The sequence below is a fragment of the Capsulimonas sp. genome (genome assembly GCF_039929585.1).
Taxonomy (GTDB): Bacteria; Armatimonadota; Armatimonadia; order Armatimonadales; family Capsulimonadaceae; genus Capsulimonas.
The window spans coordinates 22,495-44,085 of the sequence record NZ_JBDSQY010000279.1; the positions used below are offsets into that span (position 1 = coordinate 22,495).

General features: G+C 60.3%; 18 protein-coding genes. All 18 read left to right on the top strand.

Features of this window, described 5'->3' with window-relative positions; translation table 11 throughout:
• Positions 1–3: 3 nt before the first annotated feature.
• A complete protein-coding gene (locus ABIZ35_RS21040; RefSeq protein WP_348221892.1) occupies positions 4–1,593 on the top strand; it encodes an O-antigen ligase family protein in 1,590 nt (529 codons plus the stop codon).
• On the top strand, positions 1,590–3,059 hold the full coding sequence (locus ABIZ35_RS21045) for a flippase (protein WP_348221893.1): 1,470 nt from the start codon (positions 1,590–1,592) through the stop codon (positions 3,057–3,059). The genes ABIZ35_RS21040 and ABIZ35_RS21045 overlap by 4 nt, the downstream gene beginning before the upstream one ends.
• A 47-nt stretch (positions 3,060–3,106) precedes the next feature.
• A complete protein-coding gene (locus ABIZ35_RS21050) occupies positions 3,107–4,030 on the top strand; it encodes a glycosyltransferase family 2 protein (protein WP_348221894.1) in 924 nt (307 codons plus the stop codon).
• A 102-nt stretch (positions 4,031–4,132) separates the two neighbouring features.
• Positions 4,133–5,290 (top strand): glycosyltransferase family 4 protein, encoded by a 1,158-nt coding sequence (locus ABIZ35_RS21055; protein WP_348221895.1) that lies wholly within the window; start codon positions 4,133–4,135, stop codon positions 5,288–5,290.
• Between the two features lies 1 nt (position 5,291).
• Positions 5,292–5,846 carry an acyltransferase gene (locus ABIZ35_RS21060; RefSeq protein WP_348221896.1) on the top strand — a complete coding sequence of 185 codons (555 nt, stop codon included), beginning with the start codon at positions 5,292–5,294 and terminating at the stop codon, positions 5,844–5,846.
• A complete protein-coding gene (locus tag ABIZ35_RS21065; RefSeq protein ID WP_348221897.1) occupies positions 5,843–6,460 on the top strand; it encodes an acyltransferase in 618 nt (205 codons plus the stop codon). Before ABIZ35_RS21060 ends, ABIZ35_RS21065 begins: the two co-directional genes overlap by 4 nt.
• Before the next feature lie 49 nt (positions 6,461–6,509).
• Positions 6,510–8,579 (top strand): HAD-IIIC family phosphatase, encoded by a 2,070-nt coding sequence (locus ABIZ35_RS21070; protein WP_348221898.1) that lies wholly within the window; start codon positions 6,510–6,512, stop codon positions 8,577–8,579.
• A 20-nt stretch (positions 8,580–8,599) separates the two neighbouring features.
• Positions 8,600–10,105: an SDR family NAD(P)-dependent oxidoreductase gene (locus ABIZ35_RS21075; protein ID WP_348221899.1), complete on the top strand. Its 1,506-nt coding sequence runs from the start codon at positions 8,600–8,602 to the stop codon at positions 10,103–10,105.
• A 35-nt stretch (positions 10,106–10,140) separates the two neighbouring features.
• Positions 10,141–10,383 carry an acyl carrier protein gene (locus tag ABIZ35_RS21080; RefSeq protein WP_348221900.1) on the top strand — a complete coding sequence of 81 codons (243 nt, stop codon included), beginning with the start codon at positions 10,141–10,143 and terminating at the stop codon, positions 10,381–10,383.
• A 37-nt stretch (positions 10,384–10,420) separates the two neighbouring features.
• Complete coding sequence (locus ABIZ35_RS21085; RefSeq protein WP_348221901.1) at positions 10,421–11,416, top strand: glycosyltransferase family 2 protein; 996 nt, start codon at positions 10,421–10,423, stop codon at positions 11,414–11,416.
• 406 nt (positions 11,417–11,822) lie between these two features.
• Positions 11,823–14,657: a hypothetical protein gene (locus tag ABIZ35_RS21090; RefSeq protein WP_348221902.1), complete on the top strand. Its 2,835-nt coding sequence runs from the start codon at positions 11,823–11,825 to the stop codon at positions 14,655–14,657.
• Positions 14,658–14,893: 236 nt separating this feature from the next.
• A complete protein-coding gene (locus ABIZ35_RS21095) occupies positions 14,894–15,988 on the top strand; it encodes a glycosyltransferase family 4 protein (RefSeq protein ID WP_348221903.1) in 1,095 nt (364 codons plus the stop codon).
• A 4-nt stretch (positions 15,989–15,992) separates the two neighbouring features.
• Entirely contained in the window at positions 15,993–17,105 is a 1,113-nt protein-coding gene (locus tag ABIZ35_RS21100) for a glycosyltransferase family 4 protein (protein ID WP_348221904.1), read from the top strand.
• A 79-nt stretch (positions 17,106–17,184) separates the two neighbouring features.
• Complete coding sequence (locus tag ABIZ35_RS21105) at positions 17,185–18,093, top strand: peptidylprolyl isomerase (protein ID WP_348221905.1); 909 nt, start codon at positions 17,185–17,187, stop codon at positions 18,091–18,093.
• Between the two features lie 306 nt (positions 18,094–18,399).
• Positions 18,400–19,206 (top strand): hypothetical protein, encoded by an 807-nt coding sequence (locus tag ABIZ35_RS21110; RefSeq protein ID WP_348221906.1) that lies wholly within the window; start codon positions 18,400–18,402, stop codon positions 19,204–19,206.
• Between the two features lie 191 nt (positions 19,207–19,397).
• Positions 19,398–20,327 (top strand): exosortase/archaeosortase family protein, encoded by a 930-nt coding sequence (locus ABIZ35_RS21115; protein ID WP_348221907.1) that lies wholly within the window; start codon positions 19,398–19,400, stop codon positions 20,325–20,327.
• Positions 20,294–20,941 carry an exosortase-associated EpsI family protein gene (locus ABIZ35_RS21120; protein ID WP_348221908.1) on the top strand — a complete coding sequence of 216 codons (648 nt, stop codon included), beginning with the start codon at positions 20,294–20,296 and terminating at the stop codon, positions 20,939–20,941. The genes ABIZ35_RS21115 and ABIZ35_RS21120 overlap by 34 nt, the downstream gene beginning before the upstream one ends.
• Positions 20,938–21,591 (top strand): WecB/TagA/CpsF family glycosyltransferase (locus ABIZ35_RS21125; RefSeq protein ID WP_348221909.1); only part of this gene is annotated, 654 nt, incomplete at its 3' end. The genes ABIZ35_RS21120 and ABIZ35_RS21125, both read left to right, overlap by 4 nt.

Here is a 21,591-nt window from a genome sequence, read left to right on the forward strand (position 1 = left end):
TTTATGATCGAAACGCCTAAAATCTCATTACACAGCGCGCCTTCCGCCGACGATTACGTAGAGGCGCAGCGCCAGCGCATGCGGCGGTTCGCGATGGGCGGCGCGCTGCTGGCTCTGGTCGCCGCTGGCGCGTTCGCGGGCGTCAGTCTCGGCAATCCGATCCTGCCTCTGGTCGTACTGATCGTCGTGATGCTGCCGGTGCTGATGTGGCGGTATCCGTCGTTCCCGATGTATATGCTCCTGGCGGCGATCTGTTTGTTCGAAACAGGGCCGTCCAAATACACGGATGAGATCACGGGGCATGTGCCGTTCTTCTGGAACTTCAACACGATCGTTCAAGTTTACACGCACTCGAATTTCAAGGCGATTCCCCTTAACCTTCTGGAAGTCTTTATCCTGCTCGCCGTGGCGATTGCGCTGATACGCGCGGTTTATTCGCAAACCGTCGAATTTCGCACGGGAACGCTGTTTTGGCCGATCGCCATTTATATGCTGTTCGTGGCGTTTGGATGGCTGCACGGAATGACGAGCGGCGGCGACTTCAAGATCTCGCTGCAGGAAGTTCGGTCGCAGTTCTACTTCCTGCTGGCCTATCTCTTCGCCGTGAACACCATCCGCGATGTGCGTCAGATCAAGACGATCCAGTGGATCATGGTCCTGTCGATCGCGCTCAAAGGCGTTCTTTATACGTTCCGGCGTTACGTCACAATCGCGGGGCAGCCCCTGCCGGACCAAGGCGTCGGCTCGCATGAAGAAGCATTCTTTTTCGACTGCTTCGCCGTGTTTCTGGTCATCCTGATCGTCTGCAAGATCGACAAGCGGATGCGGACCTTTATGTGGATCCTGCTGCCGCTGGTCGTCACGGGCAACCTGGCGTGTAACCGCCGTGCGGCGACCGCAGCCATGGTCGTGGTAATCCCCATGCTGCTCGCCGCAGCGTACGCGGCTTTCCCGGCCCGGCGCAAGTGGATTGCGATCTTCAGCGTGGTCGGAGGAATTCTTGGCCTCGGCTACTATCAAGCATTTAAGAACAGCGATAGCCTTTACGCGCAGCCGGCGCGCGCCATCAAATCGCAGTTTGCTCCCGATGAGCGCGACATGCTCTCAAACGCTTATCGAGATGCAGAGAATGCGGACCTGATCGGCACTGTCAAGGTCTCGCCGGTTATCGGTTATGGATACGGCAAACGGATGCTGCATCTCGTTCCGATTGCGGACATCAGTAAAGAATACGATTGGTGGGACATCATGACGCACAACCAGATCCTCTGGGTCTGGATGCGCGTGGGAACGATTGGTTTCGTGGCTTTCTGGTGTATGGTGTGCGCGATCCTATTCGCGGGCTGCCGGATCGTCCGCAGCGCCGCCTCGACTCCGCACGCCAAGGCGTTCGCCATGTTCTCCCTCACGGCGACCGGTATGCTGATGATCTTCGGACTGCTTGATCTTCAGCTGTCCAACTTCCGCGACATGATGTTCGTTGGCTCCTGGGCGGGCGTCCTCGCGGCGATCCCCGGCCTCAAGCAGATGCAGGAGGGGGACGCGGGCGAGACCGTACCTGCCTCCGGAGATTTGCAGAGGATCGGCCAGTGAGTCAAGTCGGGAAAGTCACGAAGAACGTATTCGTTACGATGGTGACCCAGCTTGTCGGCTGGGGCCTGACGTTTCTTGTCACGATGTATCTGCCGCGTTATGTCGGCGATGTCGGCCTCGGAGCGATTACTCTGGCTGGCTCTTTGGCGTCGATCTACGGCCTGTTCATCGCGCTGGGCGCCTCCACCGCGCTGGTCAAGGAGATTGCGCGCGACCATAGCCGGACGGGAGAACTTCTGATCGCTTCCCTGGCGACCAGAACCGTACTCGGCCTGGCCTTTCTGCCGATCGCCATGGGAGCGGCGCATCTGCTGGGTTATGGCGTGTCGCTGCAGCGGATTATTTTCGCGGCGCTGTGCGTCGTCTTTTTGGGGATGATCAACGAGGCGCTGGGATCTTGCCTTCGGGGATTGGAAGAGATCCCGCGCCAGAGCGCTTCGCTGATCGTGGAGAAGTGTGTTTCGTCCGTCGTGACGATCGCGTTGGTCATCGCGAAAGCGCCGATCTGGGTGATTGTGGCGTCAGGCCTGATCAGTACGGTGATCTCGATTGGGATTAACTTGACGGCGTTTCGGCCTTATTGGCCTGCCGTGAAGCGAGTCAGCTGGCCGGCTGTCACATTTCTCATCGTCGGCGGAATGCCGTTTTTTACACGCGCGATCTTTACGGCGGTCTACGGCCAAAGCGACGCGCTGCTTCTGTCCAAGCTCAGCAGCGTGGCGGCGATCGGATGGTACGGCCTTGCCAAGCGGCTTGGCGGCACGACGATGATGATCCCCGTCGCGCTGACGACGGCGATGCTGCCGACCCTGTCGCGTCTGTATAAATCGGACATGGAAGGCTTCAAAGCGTCGTCCGCGCGCCTGTTCAACCTGATCTTCATCCTTGTCGTTCCGTTCGCCATTTTGCTGATCATGGCGCCCGCTCAGATCCTTTCGATTCTGCACTATCCCCCGGCGTTTCAAGCGAGTATTCCGGTTTTGGTGATCATGGGGTGGGCGATTATCCTCTGGTTCCTGAGCGCCGCTGTGGGAACCGTCTTGATCGCATGCGACCGTCAGGCAGTCTTCAGCAAGATTACCGGCGTTTCGGCGCTGATCAGCGTGCCGCTTTGCGGCGGCTGTATCTTGCTGACAGAGCATACCATGCACAACGGCGCTATCGGCGCGATGTTCTCGGACGCCGTGATCGAAGCATATATGGTAATTGCCTATATTTTCGCACTGCCCAAAGGCTTATTCGACTGGCGCCGTATCGCCATCCTAGCGCGCGCGACCGTCGCGGCGCTCCCTCTCGTGATCTCGTTCTATTTTATCCATAGCAAGCAAGATTTGCTATGGCTTTTGCCGGCCCTGCTGCTTTACATCCCATTGTGCTGGGCGCTGAAATGTCTGACGCCGGAAGATAAGCGCTTGCTGCTAACTCTTGCCGGCCGATTTCGGAAGCCGAGCGTCAAAGGCGCATGAGGCGCAAGCCGCAGGATGCGGCGGCCCTATTGAATATGGAGAATAATTTGAGTTCCGCAATGAAAATCTCGGTGATCATCTGTACTCGAAATCGGCCTGAGGATGTCGAGCTTTGTCTGCCGAGCGTGCTGAAGAACGACTATCCGGAGTTCGAAGTGCTGCTGATCGACCAGAGCACCAACGAACTGACGAAACAGCACGCCGAACGCCTGGCGAAAGAGTATCCTGTCCTCCGGTATATCCCCACGACAACCGTCGGCAAGACCCTGGCGCTGAACATTGGCATGCAGGAAGCCAAGTACGATATCTTCGCCTTCACGGATGATGACTGCGAAACCACGTCGACCTGGCTTCAGGCGATCGCGAAAGAGTACGCCGATCCGAACGCGCCCGATGTCCTGTTCGGACCGGTCCTGCCGTCCCCCGTGCTCAAGGGCATGAAGGATATCTGTGTTCCCGCATGGTCCTTCAAGGAATCGCGTTATCTGCGCGACGAAGAGCCGGGCGGCATGGGCGCCAACATGGCGATGCAGCGCAGCGTCCTGGCGAACCTCCCGGATGGAGCGCGTTTCGATCCGCTGCTTGGGCCCGGCGCGCCGTTCTACGCCGCCGAGGAGCGAGACCTGGATTATCGCCTGCGCCGCCTGGGGACGAAGGCAGGTCTGCGGCCAAGCATGCTGCTGTACCATCGCGCCTTCCGTACTCCCGAGCGCTGGCGACGGGTCATGTACGATTACGGCGTCGGCGACGCCGCCTTCTACGTGAAGCATGCGCGCTGCGGCGACAAGTGGGCGGCGCGGGCCGCGTTCAAGCTGGCGTTCGGCAAGGCCGTCAAAGCGTCGGCGAAGTGGCTGCTGCGGCGCCCGAATAACGATGAGATCCCATACCTGCGCGGCTTTACCGCTGGAGTCAAGCAGAGCATGCGCACGCCGCTCGATGTTGAGCGCCGCCTGTTTATCGCGCCGGTCTAAGACAATACCGCGTCGGCGAGATGTCCGCCGCCGCCGCATCCACCCTAGCGGGTGCGGCGCGCGGGACAGTGACGCCGCCATTATCCGGAGACACAACCTAAGATGAGCAACACCGTTCGCAGCGGAGTCTGCTTGATTCCGCTGACGACTATCGTTTCCGGAACGGAGCGGATCGTGCTCGATATCGCCGAGGAATTGACCCGCCGCAACGTGCCGGTGACGGCGCTCCTGCCGGCGGGAAACCGGCAGGACCAGTACGAACAGACGTGGAAGCGCCTGGAGCCGAATGTTTATCACCTCGGCAAGATCCACGGCCGCCGAAATCCCCTGAAGAACGCCTTCGACACCTGGCGATATCTCCAAAAAATCCGTCCGGAGTTTGTGCATTTTCACTGTCCTAATTACCGTTGGGGCCTCGAAGTCATCGCTGCGGCGATGCTGTCCGGCGTGCCGACAGTCATTCGGACGGAGCACAACCCATTGATGTGGGCGCCGCCGTCCCTGATGAGCAAACTGCTTCGCCTGCTGGATACGAAGGTGAAGACGTTTACCTATGTCAGCAGCGGCAACGCCAAACGGTTTGAAAAGCATCTGCCGCATCGCATCGGTCGCGGCGTCGTTATCAACAACAGCATCGATCCGGTCGCTTATGCGCCCAGCGCGAGCCCGGAAGCTCGCCGCCGCATCCGCGAGCAGTTCGGCTTTCCGGAAGACAGCCTGGTCGCGATCTATGTCGGATCTTTTGGAGACCGCCGGCCGCTTGGTCCGATCTTCGAAGCCTTCAAGCTGCTGCTGAAGCGCCCGGAAACGGCGGAGTTGGCCCAAAAGTGGCGCCTGCTGATCGTTGGCCATGGTCCGGAATCCGAGGTCGTGAATCCGGAAACGGAGCCAATTGCGAAGTATATTCATCTGGCCGGACGCCGCAAGGATGTCGGGGAGATCCTGCCGCAGTGCGACCTGTTCGTTAGCGCGAGCCATTACGAAGGACAATCCATCGCGATGCTTGAAGCCTGGTCCTCAGGACTGCCGCTGCTGACCATGGACGTGGACGGGTTGGAAGACGTGCTGGGGGCGGATGTCGCGCGGACGCAGGTGGTCGCCGGCCGCGACGACAGCGCCGCCTTCGCGGACGCCTGGGCGGCGTTCATGATCGATCCGAAAGCGCGGTGTGCGGCGCAGGCGCCGGCCATCGAGTATGTTCGTACGCAACTGACCCAAGAGCACATGCTCTCCGCCTTCATGAAGGTTTATGGGAAATAAGATGAAGCTGAATTGGCATACGCTCGAAAAAGTCGGCGAGGTCGCATGGGCGAAATATTCGCTGCGCCGTTGCACGCAGGTGGGCAAGCGCATTCGCGTGGCGGGCCAGGTGCAGGTGCATAATCGCGGCCGGATCGTCATCGGCGATAAAGTCACGATCCGGGCGACACATGTGCCGGTGGAGCTCGCGGCGGGAAGCTCTGCGGAACTCATTATCGGCGATCGGACTTATATCAATGCGGGAGTTTCGATCGGCGCGTCCGTTTCGGTCCGGATTGGCAAGGATTGTGCAATCGGCAATTATACACTGATCATGGACAACGATTTTCACAGCGTCGAAAACCATAAAGTTTCTCCGGAAGGCCGCCCCGTCGTGATCGAAGATGGAGTCTGGCTCGCGGCGCGCGTCACGGTGCTGAAGGGCGTCACGATCGGACAGGGCGCGGTGGTCGCCGCCGGCGCCGTCGTGACCAAGGACGTCGCTCCCCGAACCCTGGTGGGCGGAGTGCCGGCCCGCTTTATTCGCTCGATTGATAAGGCGCCGGAGACTTCATGAGCGGTATCGAAACAGTTCCATCAAATCCCGGCGCTGGCAAGCTGCGCCGGATTTCCCAGCGGATGGCTCGTGAGAGCCGTGGCCTTCTGGGTGTATTTCGTCCTCGGATCTGGTTCTGGACGGGCCTCGCGCGCCTGCTGCCGGACTTCGCCGCAACGAGCCTGCGCACGCAGTTCTTTCGGATGGCCGGGTGCGACATCGCTCCGGGCGTCGCGCTGCTGGGCTCGCCAAAGCTGATCGGGAGCGGCAATATCGCGGCGCGGCTGCACATTGCATCCGGCGCGATCGTCGCGCCGGGGGTGACATTCGGCCTTGACGCGGAGATCACGATCGGCGAAAAGGTCTCCATCAGTCCGGCGGCGACGATCTACACCGCCACGCACGCCATGGGGTTCGGCTCGCAGCGCATGAACCCGGTGGTCAGCCCGAAAGCCGTCGTGGTGGAGCGCGGCGCGTGGGTCGGAATGCAGGCGCTGATCCTGCCGGGGGTCACTCTCGGACAGGGATGCGTCATTTCCGCCGGATCCGTCGTCGCTCAGAACGTCACGGCGAACACTCTTGCCGCCGGCAACCCGGCGACCGAACAGCAAAAGCTGCCGTTCGGCAATCGCTGAGACTGCCGTCGCTGCCTCACATGATTGCGCGATTTCAGGAATAACGATCATGACCACTCAAACGACAATTACCCCGGACATTTCAAACTTTACGGAAGAAGCGCGCGTGGACCCGTCGGCGCTGCTGAAGCAGGCGCAGGGTCTGCTGCGCGCGGGAGACGCCGCTGCGGCGGAGCCGATGTTCCGCGCCGCCCTCGCTCAGCTTCCGGATTCCTGGGCGGCCGTCAACGGCCTGCTGAAGATCCTGAACGCGCAGGGCGCCCGTATGGAAGCGGCAGATTTGCTGAATGCATTTGTCGCCTTGTCGCCCACACACTCCAGTATCATGTCCGCCGCGCGGCAGTGGGAGGCGTGGGACGCCGATCCGCCGCCGTCGCGCCGGGGAACCCTGCGCATCGCCCTGACCGGGACCGGCACGCTGAACTCGCTCGCGTCGCATCTGCGCGTCGCCTGCGCCGGCGCGGGATTGCACGCCCCCGCCTATGTCAGCGACTTCAATCAATGGGCGCAGGACTTGCTGCCGCCCCAGAGCCCTCTTTATGATTTCCAGCCGGACCTGATCGCGATTTCGATCGGGACCGCCGAGCTCTTCCCGCGCACGGTCTCCGACTCGGAAGCGACGGCTGAGGAGATCGCCGCCGAGCGGACCGCCGGCGTCAATCAGATCGCCGAGCTGTTGGCCGCCGCCGCGCGCAGCGCGCCGAGCGCGACCGTCGTCCTCCACACCTTCTCCGTTCCCGATTATTCACCCTTCGGCGTTTTGGATGCGAAGACCATCGGCGGCCAGCGCGATCGCATTCAGGCGATCAATGCGCGGATCGTCGAACTCGTGAACGAGCGCTTCCCGCGCACGGCGCTGCTGGATCAAGAGCGCGTCGAGGCCCGGCACGGCAAGGACCGGGTGCGCGACGATCGCATGTGGTACATGGCGAGCATGCCCTTCAGCGATACGTTCCTGCCGGTGATCGCCTCCGAGTATCTGCGCATCGTCAAGGCGCTGAAGGGGCTGGGGCGCAAGTGCGTCGTCCTGGACCTGGACAACACGCTCTGGGGCGGGGTCATCGGCGAGGATGGGATCAACAATATCAAGATCGGCGGGCAGGCCGCTCCGGGCAACGCGTTTCGCGATTTTCAGCGCGCCCTGCTGGCCCTGCGCGGCCGTGGGATTATCCTCGCCGTGTGCAGCAAGAACAACCCCGACGATGTTTGGCCGGTATTCGAGAACCATCCCGATATGGTCCTGCGCCGGGAGCACTTCGCCGCCGTCCGCATCAACTGGAGCGACAAGGCGACGAACATCGCCGAGATCGCGCGTGAGCTCAACATCGGCTTGGATAGCCTGGTGTTCCTAGACGACAACCCGGCCGAGCGTGGATTAGTACGGCAGCAGCTTCCCGACGTTCTGACCGTGGAGCTTCCCAAGGACCCGGCGTTCTACACGCGCACGCTGCTTGGCCTGGACGTCTTTGACGTGCTGTCGCTGACGGATGAAGACCGCAAGCGCGCCCAGCAGTATCAGGAGCAGGCGGAGCGGCGGCAGCTGGAGGAAACGGCGACCGCCGAGGGCGGCGACGTTACCGCTTACCTGCGGAGCCTGGAGATCGTCGCGGCGCTGTCGCCCGCGACGCCGTTTACGGTTCCGCGCATCGCGCAGCTGATCAACAAAACCAATCAATTCAACATGACCACGCGTCGTTACACCGAGCAGCAGGTCGCGGCGATGTCCGAGGACACGGCGGGGTGGGGCGTCTATTCCAGCACTGTCTCGGACCGGTTCGGCGACAGCGGCCTGACCGGCGTCGCTCTGGTCCGAAAGGGCGTAGACGTTTGGGAGATCGACTCGTTTCTGCTGAGCTGCCGTGTGCTGGGACGCGGGGTCGAAGACGCTCTGCTGACATATCTTCTGTCGGAAGCGGCGTCCGCCGGCGCGTCCATGATGCGCGGACTGTTTGCGCCCACGGCGAAAAACGCCCCCGCCGCCGGCTTTTATGATAAACAGGGCTGGACGCCGAGCGGCGTGATCGCCGGCGACGAAAACGTAAGCGCATGGGAGACTGCGGTAAACTCAGACGCGAGCGCATATGCGTATCCTGAGTGGCTGACGATTTCTCGTGCGTGATTTCAGGGGAGGTAAATCTCATGAAAATCACCCAAAGCGATCTCGATCTCTTCAGCGCGGCGAGCCATGACGTCAACCCGATGCACATGGACGCGGATTATGCGCGCAAAACTGCGTTCGGCGAGCCGGTCGTCTTTGGAATCCTGGGCGCGCTGGCGGCGCTCGGCCACACGCGCGACCGGAACGGCGAGTGTCTTGCCGGCGTGCTATTTACGTTCCATAGTCCTCTGCTGCGCGATATCGAATATCAGACAGTCGTCACGGAAAAGTCCTCTGAGAAGACGACGGTGGACGTGTTCGACGCCGGCCGTATGGTTCTCACTGCCGTTTTTACATTTCAGCCCTCCGAACAGGAGAGCGAAGAGTGGCCGGCTGAGAGGCCAGGCGTCCATCGCTCCGAGCCGTCGGAGTGGACCGAAGCCGTGCTTGCGGGGGGAATCGTGGTGGCTGGGAATTACACGCCCGCCCTCGCCAAACTGCGCGCATTGATCGATCGCTGGGGACTGCGGCGCAAAGGCGTTTCGCCCTTGCAGATCGCCATCCTGGTATGGTCGAGCTATCTGATCGGAATGGAACTGCCGGGGAAGACGGCGTTATTCTCTCGTCTTCGACTGACATTCGAGACTCCAGCCGAAACGCCGTCATTTCCGCTTGTTTACCGGGCCAGAACTCTGGTTCTTGATCCGCGCTTTCAGCTCCTGAAGATTGCGCTCGATGTGGAGGCTGGTGGGCTGACGTTGGCGAGCGGCCAGGCCGCATCGCTGATCCGCCCCGAGTCGCCCGTATCTTCGGCGGATAGTCTGCGCGCTCTTCTTCCGAATGAGCCGCGCCTGCTGGGGCAAACGGCCTTGGTCATTGGAGGCAGCCGGGGCTTCGGGGCTGCCCTGTCGCTGGGCTTGGCGCTGCAGGGCGCGCGGGTCCTTCTTGCATACCAGCATAGCGCCGTTGAGGCGGAAGCCGTGCGAAGTCAAGCAGGAGAAGCGCCCGGCAAGATCGAACTCGTGCAGGGCGACGCCACCGACATTACCTGGCTGCAAACGCTGTGCTCCCAAATCCAGGAAGATGGAGGCGGGCTGGACATGTTGATCTGCAATGCCTGCCCTCCGATCCGGGCGCTGGCCTTCGCCCCGGAGGCGCTGGGCCGGTTTCAGGAGTTTATCACGCAGAGCGTGGCGCTGGTGAGCGCCCCTGCGGGAGCGTTTATCGACTTGCTCGCCGAGCGTAAGGGCTGGAATGTGGTGATTTCCTCTGAGTTCGTGCGCACGGTCCCGGCGGAATGGCCGCACTATGTCGCCGCGAAATACGCGATTGAGGGAATGACGCGCGCCATTCAGGCGCAGCAGCCCTCCGTGCAGTCGCTCATCGTCCGCCCGCCGCGCCTGCTGACCGACCAGACCAATACGCCGATGGGCCGTATGGACGCCATGCCCGTGGAGGCCGCCGCCGCCGCCGTCATCCGCCGTTTCAGCGAACCAGCGCCGGATGGCGTGGAAACGATGGAGCGGTTCGATCCGCTCATCCGCTAACCGATAGCACTACGAGACACCAAAGGGAGACCACCATGCTGACCATCGATAACGAGACAAAACTGAAAGACATTGTGGCCGAGACCCTGGGCGTGGACGCCGAAGAGATTGAGGGTACGGCGTCGCCCGCGACGCTGCCCTCCTGGACCTCATTCAACCATCTGACGCTGATGTCCGCCGTGGAGGAGGCCTTTGGCCTGACGCTCTCCATGGAGGAGATGACGGGCGTTAAGTCCTACGCGGACCTTGCCGCGACGGTCGGCCGTCATCTCGGCTAGACGCGCCTCTCAAATCTAAAAACGAACTGCAATACCCATGCCCACGATTTCCGTCGTTATTCCCACATACAACCGAAAAGCCAGTCTGAAAGTCACTCTGGACGGCCTCGCTCGGCAGACCCATCCAGTAGACGATTTCGAAGTCGTCGTCGTTTCCGACGGATCGACCGACGGCACCGACGTGTTTCTGGAAGAGTACGCGCGCACGGCGCCTTATGCGCTGCGCCCGATTACCCAGGAAAACGGCGGGCCGGCGCGCGCGCGTAACCGGGGAATTCAGGAGGCGCACGGCCGAATCATAGTCTTTATCGATGACGATGTCGAGCCGATCTCGGAATTTCTCGCCGCGCATATGGCGCACCACGCTCAGGACGAAAAGGTCGTGGTGATCGGTCCGATGTCCCCCGACCCGGAACGCCGCCGGGCGGAGCCGCCGTGGATCGCGTGGGAGCATGCGATGCTGCAGAAGCAGTACACCAATCTGGTGACTGGCGTCTGGAAATCCGCCGGCCCTCAGCATTTCTATACCGGAAACGCATCGCTGCTCCGCGAGCATCTGACGGCGGTGGGTGGGTTCGATGTCAACTTCAAGCGCCAGGAAGACGTGGAGCTGGCTCACCGGATGCGGCGCGAGCGCGGCGTTCGTTTTGTCTTCGATCCCAAGGCGGACGGCGTGCATCGTCCCTTCCGAACGTTCGACAGCTGGCTCAATGTCGCGGCGTCGTACGGGCAGCTGGACGTGGTGCGCGCGCGCGCGGGCGATGTCGACTGGAACGTGGTGCGTAAGAGCTATCACGGCCGCAGTCTTCCGACTCGCTTGATCGCTTCGGTCGTAATGACGGCTCCTCCGCTTGGCCCAATGATCCGTTCTCTGCTCCGTTCCGGGGCCGCGATGGCGTACCGCGCCGGCCGCGCCGGTCCGGCGATCGGCGCCCTCAGCATCATCTACAACGTCCGCTACCTGGAGAGCGCGCAGCAGGAGCTTGGCGCCAAGCCGATGCGCCGTCTGCTCTCCCCTCACGCCCAGCCTTAGTTATTCATGTTACGCAAACTGCGCCCGGCGATTAAAATCGCGGCTAGAAGTGCACGATGTGCCCCTCCGGGCACTCCAGCAGAACGTCTTCGAATGCGTTTCTGGGGTCGCCGGAGGGCGACATCGTGCACTTCTAGCCGCGATTTTAATCGCCGGGCAGTCTGTGCGTAACATGAGTTGGTTAATTAAAAGAGAGCAAGCATGCAAATTAAATGTTTGCAATCTTTTTTAGTGCGACTAAACGCCCCTCCGTTCACCCTGATTTAATTACTGTACGCAATTATACTGGTTTTGTATTCATACCATTAAAAATCTCCCCACAAGCTCCGATGATCTTTTTGGAGGCCTCATCGCCTCCTTTAAAATCGAAGCTATAGCGCATCCATAAGACGCGCTGGAGATATAAATGAAATTGCGAAGCGCCCTGGTCCTCACAGGGTTAACATGGGGAGCGTCCACGTTTTCCTTATCGACATTGGCGGCGCCGATTGCCGCAAATACAACCATTATTCGTGTTGCTGGCCCTGCGTCCATCAGCGCACAGTCGGAAACCACTACGACAACCAAGGGCATCCGTGTGAAGTGGGCGGCCGTCAAGGACGTAAAGTACTACAACGTCTACCGGGATGATTTTCGCATTGCCTGCCCCACATCCACCACGACCACGTTACTGGACACGACTTCCGATCCGAAGACCCGTCATGCTTACAAGGTTACCGCGTTCGTCGGCGACAAGCCCAGCAACTATTCGAGCATCGTTTATGCGCAATATATAGCGCCAGTGGCAAAGACTAACTTGACCGGGGGAGCTTTGGTCGCTGGGCCGGCCTCACTGACCGCCGCGCTGGAGGATACTCCGGCGGGCATCGGCGTTCGCGTGAATTGGTCGACAGTCAACAATGCGGCGTACTATAATATCTACCGTGATGATGTCCGCGTTGCCTGCCAGTCTCCACTGACGTTTTTGGATCGCAACGCCGAGCCTGGCAAAGTCCACTACTACAAGATCAGCGCTTATGTGGACGCCACGAAGGAGACCGCCTTCTCAAACATCGTCGCCGCTCTGTTCAACCCGGTGACCGAAGTTCCAGCGTCCCTTACCGCTCAGCCCCGCTGGGCCGTGAGCTGCTCCACCACTGGTCAGCCGATGCCGCATATGATCCTGAGCTGGAACACCGTCGATAACGCTGTTTCCTACTCGGTCTACCGCAATAACGTACTGCTGAAAGATGCGCTTTCCGGCTCCAGCCTCATCGATATGAGCACCGAGAGCGGAAATACCTACACCTATACGGTGCGAACCAACGGCAAGTATGGCCAGAGCGCCAACTCGAACGCCGCGATCGCCGTAGCCCCGTCGCCGCCGCTGACCGCGAACGCTGGACCCGGCAACGTTCTGCTTCCGCCCGCCAATGTTGCGGTGAAGAACATGTGGGTCGGCGCGCCGACCGACTCTCTCGCCTGGTCTCCCGTCGCCGGCGCGCTTGCTTACAACATCTATCAGTACGGCGATCTGATCGCGGCTGGCGTGAGCGGAACCAGCTATCAGCTGGCGACCAGCGAGTTCAGCAAGGGCCTGACCTATACCGTGACTGCGGTGGATATGCTGGGCATGGAAAGCATTCCGAGCTCGCTCTCCTTCTCCTATGGCGCGAAAGCGCCCGGCGTGGCGCTGAACTACATTCCGAAGCCTCTGGTCGTTCCGACGTCGGTGAAGGCTGTTTCCCAATGGAACAACAGCAAACCCCGCGTTGCTTTGACCTGGCTTGGCAACGGCGCGGACGATTTCTATAATGTGTATCGTGACGGTGTCGCGATCGCTTCGGGCATCTGGTCGCTGTCATATTTCGACGAGGACGTAAGCATCGGTCAGGTCCATAAATATCAAATCAGCGCCTATAGCGCGGTCATCGATTATCCTGAAACCAGCGGCAGCACTCCCGTCTCGGTGACGGTCGCGGCCAATACTCTGCCGGTGATTCCCGGCGTCGTGCAAGTCACGTCGGTCAAAGCCAATGACGACAGCGCAGTGATCTTCTTCAACGCCGTTCCCGGCGCGGTGGACTATCGCATCTACAACGCGGCGAACAGCGGCTCCATGAAGTACAGCGGCGGCGGCCTGAGCATCGAGATGAACGGTCTGGACCCTGTCGCCGGAGCCGATCTCGTGGTCGAAGCGGTCGACAAGCTCGGACCGTTCCAGATCATGGACGGCGCGATGGGGCCGGGCGCCATGGCGATGAACGGCGTTATGAGTGTCGCGATCAACGGCCAGGGCGATCCGTCAAACCTGCCTCGCGTCATCGCTCGCTCCGCAGTCTTCCACGCCACGCCGAAGGCGGTCGTGCTGACGGGCTCGCAGGTGTTCTTCGATAACTTCCGGAACGCCAAGCCGCTGGTCCAAATGCAGACCATCGACCCGGCGATCGCAGCCGCCAATCATGACGGCCCCGCGAACGCCACCAATCAGTACGTGAAGGAATACGCCAACGACAAGTGGACGATCCGTAACTACGACGCCGACATGGATTACACAAAGATGTTCTTCATGAGCAACCACTTCATGGATACGGTCTATGACGGAGGCACGGCGCACAAGACGGACGTACTGCACAACAACAACGCCACGCTCGCCATGATCCCCAAGGCGACCGCAGACATCTCCGGCGGCCGGGTGCTGCATGTGACCTTCGAGGTTGACGCGCACTTCGATGGACGGCGATGGTGTGAAGTGCAGATCGGCGCGGCGGGCGACCCGCTGATCCATCCCGCGAAGCTGGATGGCGGACTGTGGCCGACAGTATCAGGCGACCGCTTCCGCTGGGAAATTGGCAAGGAACGGAGCGACGCCAAGCAGTGCGTGCAGGGTGTGGAGACGGTGCTGAACACCTATACCAGCATCCTGCAGTCCAATGTCCGTGTCAACATCAATCATGTGGCGGGCATCAACGGCGACATGAGGGATCTGGACAAGCGGCACAAGTTCGACCTGTACTTGACGCAGAATCGCTACCGGCTCGTGGAGAACGGCGTCGTGGAGTGGGACGGACCGATCACGACCCCGATCCCGTTCAGCAAAATGCAGGTTTACTTCGTGCATCAGGTGTACCACACCGGCAACGATCGTCCGGAGCTGATCTGCCAGCAGCTCGACCCGTACTGGTACAACTACCGCCCGTTCTCGGATGAGCGGCACTGGGATAACATGGGCTTCGAAGTCCTGACGGCGTTCCCGAAGTAACTTCGGATCGACGACAAGACGGGCAATAAGCTCGCGAACAAATCGCTGGAAGCAGCCGCTTCCGGCGATTTGTCTTGAAAGGCCCCATGCTCGGATCGAATGCTTTTGGCACGAGTCTTGCAGTCATTACTGGGATGAAGTGGCCGAGGATCTCCTCGCCGCTGAAATCCCGCACTCTTGCGCTATAATGAAAGCGCGCTGAACACCGCTCCCACTCGCCCATCGACTGCCTTTTTATGAACCTTGCATTTGCTCTCGAATATTCGCTCGGTCACGTCACGCACGCCCAAAACCTCAAACGTATTCTTGAGGATGACCGTGACGTTACACCGATTTACATCGACCTGCCTTATCACGATACGCCTGGGTGGTGGACGAAACTGCCGTTCATCAAATCGAACTGGTCCGCCCGCGCTTCGCTGGGGGCGCTGCTGGGACTGCGGCCGCACATCGGCAAGATCGACGCCATTTTGTTTCACACGCAGGTGACGTCGCTGTTCTCGGAATCGCTGATGCGGCGCGCGCCTTCGGTTGTTTCTCTGGACGCGACGCCTTTGCAATACGACGCCCTGGGCGCGTTTTACGGTCACGTTCCCAGCGGCAACGCGCGCGTGGAGGCGCTGAAAAAGCAGCTCAATGAGCGCGCCTTCCATGCCGCCAAGGCGCTGGTGACATGGTCCGAGTGGGCCAAACAATCCCTGGTGGACGATTATGGCGTACCGGCGAACAAAGTCACGGTGATCCCGCCCGGGATCGACACCGCGCGCTGGGATTTTCCGAAGCGCGCTTCGGTCGAGGGACGGCCGATCAACCTGCTGTTCGTCGGCGGCGATTTCCCGCGCAAGGGTGGAGATACGCTGCTGGAGGCGTTCAAGCGCCTGCCCGCCGAGGTGAACGCCCGCCTGAAGATCGTGACGATCACCGAGGGCGTCGGCGACGGCGTGGACGGCGTCGATGTTTACCGGGGAGTCAAACCTAATACGCCGGAGCTGCTGGAGCGGTTCGCCGAGGCGGATCTGTTTGTCTTCCCATCACGGGGGGACTGCCTGCCGCTGGCCGTCATGGAGGCGCTGGCCGCTGGATTGCCGGTGATCGCGACCGACGTCGGCGCTCTGAGTGAAGCGGTGCGCCATGGCGAGACGGGCTTGATCGTGCCGATGGACGACGCCGATGCGCTGGCCGCCGCGATCACGGAACTTGCGACCGACCATGAAAAGCGGGCCGCGATGAGTGTGCGCGCGCGGGAATCCGCGCTCTCGCGCTTCGACGCGGCGACGAATTATCGAAAACTGGTGGATGTGGTGAAAGGGGTCGCCCGCAAGGCGGCTTGAGCGCATGAAGATACTTTTGCTGATCCCGAGCGTGCTGAAGGCGCGTCCAGAGACGGTGGACCGGCATCCGACGATGGATTATTACGCCCTGGCCGACCGTCTGGAGGCCCAGGGCGATACGGCGGAACTCTACGGATACGCCGAACTGGATGCGGACACAAATCCGCTGGTCAAGGCCGCGCTCAAGGGCGGACGCGACGCGGGGATGGCGATGGCCGGGTTCGTGCGTCGCTCCGCCTACGGCGCTGTGTTCACCAACGGGGAGAACATCTCAATCCCGCTAGCTCTGCTGCTCAAGACGGCGCCGAGCCGTCCGTGGCATGTGACGATTGGGCATCGCCTTTCGACCGGCAAGAAGCGGATCTTCTTTACCACGGCGAAGGCGCATAAGCAGATCGACCGCATCTTTGTTTACGCGCAGACGCAGTACGATTTCGCGCTGCAGACGCTCGGCGTTCCCGGCTCGGCGCTGCGCCTGATTCCGTTTCATGCCGACGATCAGTTCTATCGCCCGCTCGCAGACGTTCCGGTGATCGAGAACCAAATTTCCTCGGCGGGTCTGGAATGGCGCGACTATCCGACCCTAATCGAAGCCGTTTCGACCATGCCCGATCTTTCAGTGAAGCTCGCGGCGTCCTCGCCCTGGTCCAAGCACCAGAACGAGACGGAAAACCGGACGCTGCCGTCCAATGTAGACGCCCGCCGCTACGAATACGGCGACCTGCGGACCCTGTACGCGCAGTCCCTCTTCGTCGTCGTTCCGCTGTACGAGAACGACTTCCAGGCTGGTGTCACCACCATTCTGGAAGCCATGTCCATGGGCAAAGCCGTGATCGCCACGCGCACCACCGGCCAGACCGACGTCATCATCGACGGTGAAACCGGCCTCTACGTCGCCCCCGGAGACGTCGCCGGCTGGCGCGAAGCTATCATGCGTCTGCGTGAAGACGAACCGCTGCGAACGCGTCTCGCCAAAGCGGGCCGCCGCTGGCTGGAAGACAACGCCAGCCTGGACCGGTGGGCCGACAGCATCGCCAGCTCCCTGCGCGAAGGCGTTTCCTCGGCGCAGTCCGAAGGCGCCTTCCCCGCGCCGGCGCGGAGCAAGGGAACGAACTAATAATCGCCGACGTATGTACGTTGACGCGCCGCCAGCCTCAGGGCTGGATCATTTCAAACAAGGTTAGGTATATCCTCCAATGAAGCAGTACCTTACGGGCATTCTCGCCGTTCTTCTCGTGGCGTCGCTCATCGCCAATGGTCTTCTCTATTCTCGGTATTCGACATCTCGTCCCGTCGTCTCGTTCGATGGCGCATCCATAACCAAGAAAGAATTCCAGGATGCGCTGGAATTCCAGTCCGGCAAGCCGGTCCTGACGAAGATGGTTTACTCAAAGATCGTTGGGCAGGCCGCGAAACGCGCCGGCCTTGCGGCGACGGACGCCGACATCGCCGCTCGGTTAGTGGAGCTGCAGCGCCGTTCGCCTCAGTTGCTGCCCGATGAGAAGTCCGAGCCGGAGAAGTTCCAGGTCTTCAAACAGGATCTGGGGACGGATATTTCTCTGGAGAACCTGCGTCTCAAGGGCGTCACCGTAGATGAGTCCGAGATCCAGGCGTTTTACCAGAAGAACAAAAAGCAGTTCACCCTGCCGATGCAGGTTGGGACGACCATGGTCGTCACCGACAATTCTCAGGACGCCAGCACCGCCGAAGCCGACCTCAAGCAAGGTTTGGGCGAGGACGTGATCGCGCGGCAGCCAGGGCTGCATGTGGTCGGTGTCAATGGTTTCAAGGTCAACATGGATGCGCTGCCCCTGCAGTACAAGAATGCGATCAGCGCGACCGTATTTCGCATGAAGCCGGGTGAAATCAAGTCCATTCAGCTGGGAAAGAACTTCATTACGTTCAAGGTGAATAAAAGCGAAGCGACCGCCGTTCCGCCGTTGTCGAAGATCCACGCCGAGGTGGAGCGCCAGGCGCGGCTGGCGAAAGCGCCTGGTCCCCAGGAGATGATCCTCCGCCTGTACAAAGAAGCGAAGCCGAAATTCAACATCGAGCGGTACAAGGCGTACTTCCGGGAAGCCGAAATGGCCAACGCCGGCAAGTAACCCTATGTTTCCCTGCTAGTTGTGCGAGTTTTATGTAAGCTAGCCGATATTAACGCTTGATTCCCAGAAACATGGTGTATATTATTAGTGGATCTGACTGGCGAGCGTTTCGAACCAAATAAAATTTAATATAAACTTATTTTGATTCGGGCGTTTCTAAGGAAGATTGGCATGAATATTGCTATCTAAATAATCGGGCGATGTTACCCTCGCATCGCCTGCTGAAATGCCGGATGGGCTGAAAAGTCCGTCACCGCTCTCACGAGCCGGCATTGCATCCACAACTGAGGGGGGGTGAAAACAACTATGAATCTCAAGAAAATCGCTTCCGGCGTCTTTGCAGCTACCGCTGTCATGGCCGCCTGTGTTGCGCCCGCAACTGCGACTCCCGTTACGTTTGCGGATTTTAGTCTCCGTGGCGGAACTGCGAATCCGTTCCGGTACACCAACTCGGCGGGTCCGAACAGCACCTTCACGCTCGTATCTGCGACGATCCCTGTGACGTTCACGTACCAGGTTCCGAATGCTTACGGCGCGTCTGGCACGTCAATCAAAGCGTTGCTGTCGTTCTCGGGGCAGGTTAATGGCGTTGTCACCAAGGCGGACGGCACTGCCCTCGTCGGCAGCCCGGCTGGCGTTTCCGTCATGCAGAAGCTTAAGAACGTCACGTTCACGTTCACGGCAATCACCGCTGGCAATATCCCCGGCACGAACCTGCTGACGACAACGGCTTCCACCGGCGCCCTCACGGGCCGCATCGGCGGACGCACGCTGAGCTTCGGTGGCGACACCGGTCTTGGCGACTCCGTCAACTACAGCTCGGACTTCCTGAACTTCACCCACACGATTGAGCAAGACTTCAACTTCTCGTTCACATCGTTGACGAACCTTACAGGTGGTGGCGCGCTGGCCGTCAAGACCTCTGGTAACCTCGCGAGTGGCAAGGGCAACTTTGTTCCCTTCTCCACCTCGGGCACGGGCACGTTCGACAGTGATCCGGCTCCTCTGCTTCCATCCCCCGAACCGGCCCCCGTGGCTGCGTTCCTGATCGGCGGCATGGGTCTGGCGCTTCTGGCCTTCCGTGGCCGCAAGGCGTCCCGCCTCTCGGCGTAAGTCTTGCTCCTGGCTTGGGAACGCCACGCGCACAACAAAAGGCGCGAGGCGTTTTTCGCCTGTCGGAGTGAACACTGCGCGGGGCAACGGTGTAGTCAAAATGCAGTCGTTGCCTCGCTTTTTAGTCCCTGCCTGGTAAGATTGCTATTTTCTGTGACGCTTGGCACAGAAATTGCGTATAGGCTAGTGGAATGTCAACAATTTTTGAACAACCGAATGATGGTCCGTTGAAAGCAGTCGACGGCGGCTCCTCCGGAGCGCCTTCGCTGGACTGGCGCAAAATCGATTGGCGCACGGTCGCGCCGTTCGCCGCCGCCGCAGCCCTGCTTGCCTGGCTGGCGTGGCCTCTGCTGTCCTGGTGGGCTTATGAGTTCACTAAGCCGGAATCCTATTACGCCCACGCCCCTATCATCCCCTTTTTCGTCGCCCTGATGCTCTGGCATCATCGCGAGGCGATCGCCGCCGCTCCCAAGAAGCCGAATTACTTCGCTTTCGTGGTGCTGCTGCCGTCGCTATTCTTATTGGTTTTTGCAATCAAACGCGATATGTTCGCGATCATGTCGAGCGCCTTCCTGCTTTGTGTTTGGAGCTCCATCTGGCTCGTTTGCGGCAACGCGTTAGTCAAGGTGGTCGCCATTCCGATGGCCTTTCTCGCCTTCATGGCGCCTCTGCCTGGGCCAGTCCTGAATGACGCCACCCTGCGCATTCAGATGATGTCGACGGTTTTTGCGAACAAGATTTTGCACCTGCTGACGTTTAACACCCATTTGGATGGGAGTGTCATTGAGATGGAGAATTTTTCTCTGTTCGTCGACGTTCCTTGTTCGGGGTTCAAAACACTTCTCGCCCTTTTGACATTCAGTGGAGCCTTCGCCTATCTCGTGGATGGCTCGCCGATCAAGCGCGCCGGCATCTTCCTGCTGAGCCTGCCGCTCAGTCTGGTAATTAACTCCGTGCGGATCGCCTTGATCGGAGTTGTCGGCGAGTGCATTAGCGCGGACGCCGCGCACACATTTCACGATTGGAGTGGAATGATTACCCTCGTTTTGGGCTTTATCGTCCTGTTTTCGCTGGCAAAGGTACTGGGATGTCGCAAGTTCGCCGGATGGCCTATCTTCTAGTAATAATCTTCGCGGCTGCTCTGCTCACCAGCAAGGTGTGGAGCGTGCCGCGGCCGCCCAAGTTCATCGGCGTCGCGTCCGCCGAGGTGCCGCATTCCGTCGCCGGCTACACGGCTGGCAAGGATCTCGTCATGCCGCCGGAAGTCACGAAGGCGCTCGGCAGCGGAGATGTCATCGAACGAGCTTATGAGGGAGGCGGCGCCGTTCCCATCGACTTTGTCCTGATCGGCGGAACGGATCGCAGCGCCCTTCACGATCCTCGCTCCTGCCTGGTCGGCGCCGGGTGGCGTTTGGAGAACGACCATACCGAGGCAATTCCCGGCGCGAACATCGCCGCCCGATCGTGCCGCGCTGTCGGCAATCCCAATGGTCCGTCGCAAGATATGCTTTATGTGTATGTCGTCGACGGCAAGATCATCGATTCGCCCACGCAGATCCGTTTCGCGATGCTGAAAAGCGCGCTGATCGGACAGCAGGGGACGCCCGTATATTTCCTCCGATTCATGTGCCCTCTCGATACGAATGAAGCCAATGCGGAGGCGAACCACGCCTCTATGCAGGCTTTTGCCAAGGATATGTGGGAGAGCTTGAAGCAGAAGGTCTCAAAGACATGAAAGTGCCAATCGCAAACGTACTTTTTGATAATGTAACGATGTCTCAGGCGGTAGAGCAAGTGGTGGCGATGGCGCGCAAGCACGATAAAGCGCGGTTCGTCTGCACCGGAAACCTTGACCATTTGGTCATGCTGGACCGGGATCCCGCCTTCGCCGAAGTTTATCATGCCGCAGATCTTGTTCTCGCGGACGGAGCTCCGGTCGTCTGGCTCTCTCGCTTATACTCTGGGAAGAGTGGGCGTCCGATCCAGGAGCGCGTCGCCGGCAGCGATCTGTTCTGGGAGCTGTCCAAGGCGTCGCACGAGCAGGGATTGAAGTTGTTCTTCCTCGGCGGCGTGCCCGGCGTCGCCGACCGAGCCAAGCAGGCGGTGCTGGCGAGATACCCTAAAGCGAACATCTGCGGAACTTATTGTCCTCCGTTCGAAACGTTTGGAACGGAAGAGGAGCAGGCGCGAATTCGGGAGACCGTCTGTGCGGCCGCGCCCGATATCCTTATGGTCGCCTTCGGCGCGCCCAAGCAGGAAAAATGGATTGCCGCCAACCGTGATATGCTTCAGGTTCCGGTTTCGATCGGCGTCGGCGGCTCGTTCGAGATGGCGGCGGGACGGGTGCGGCGCGCGCCGCTGTGGATGCGGCGCAACGGCCTGGAA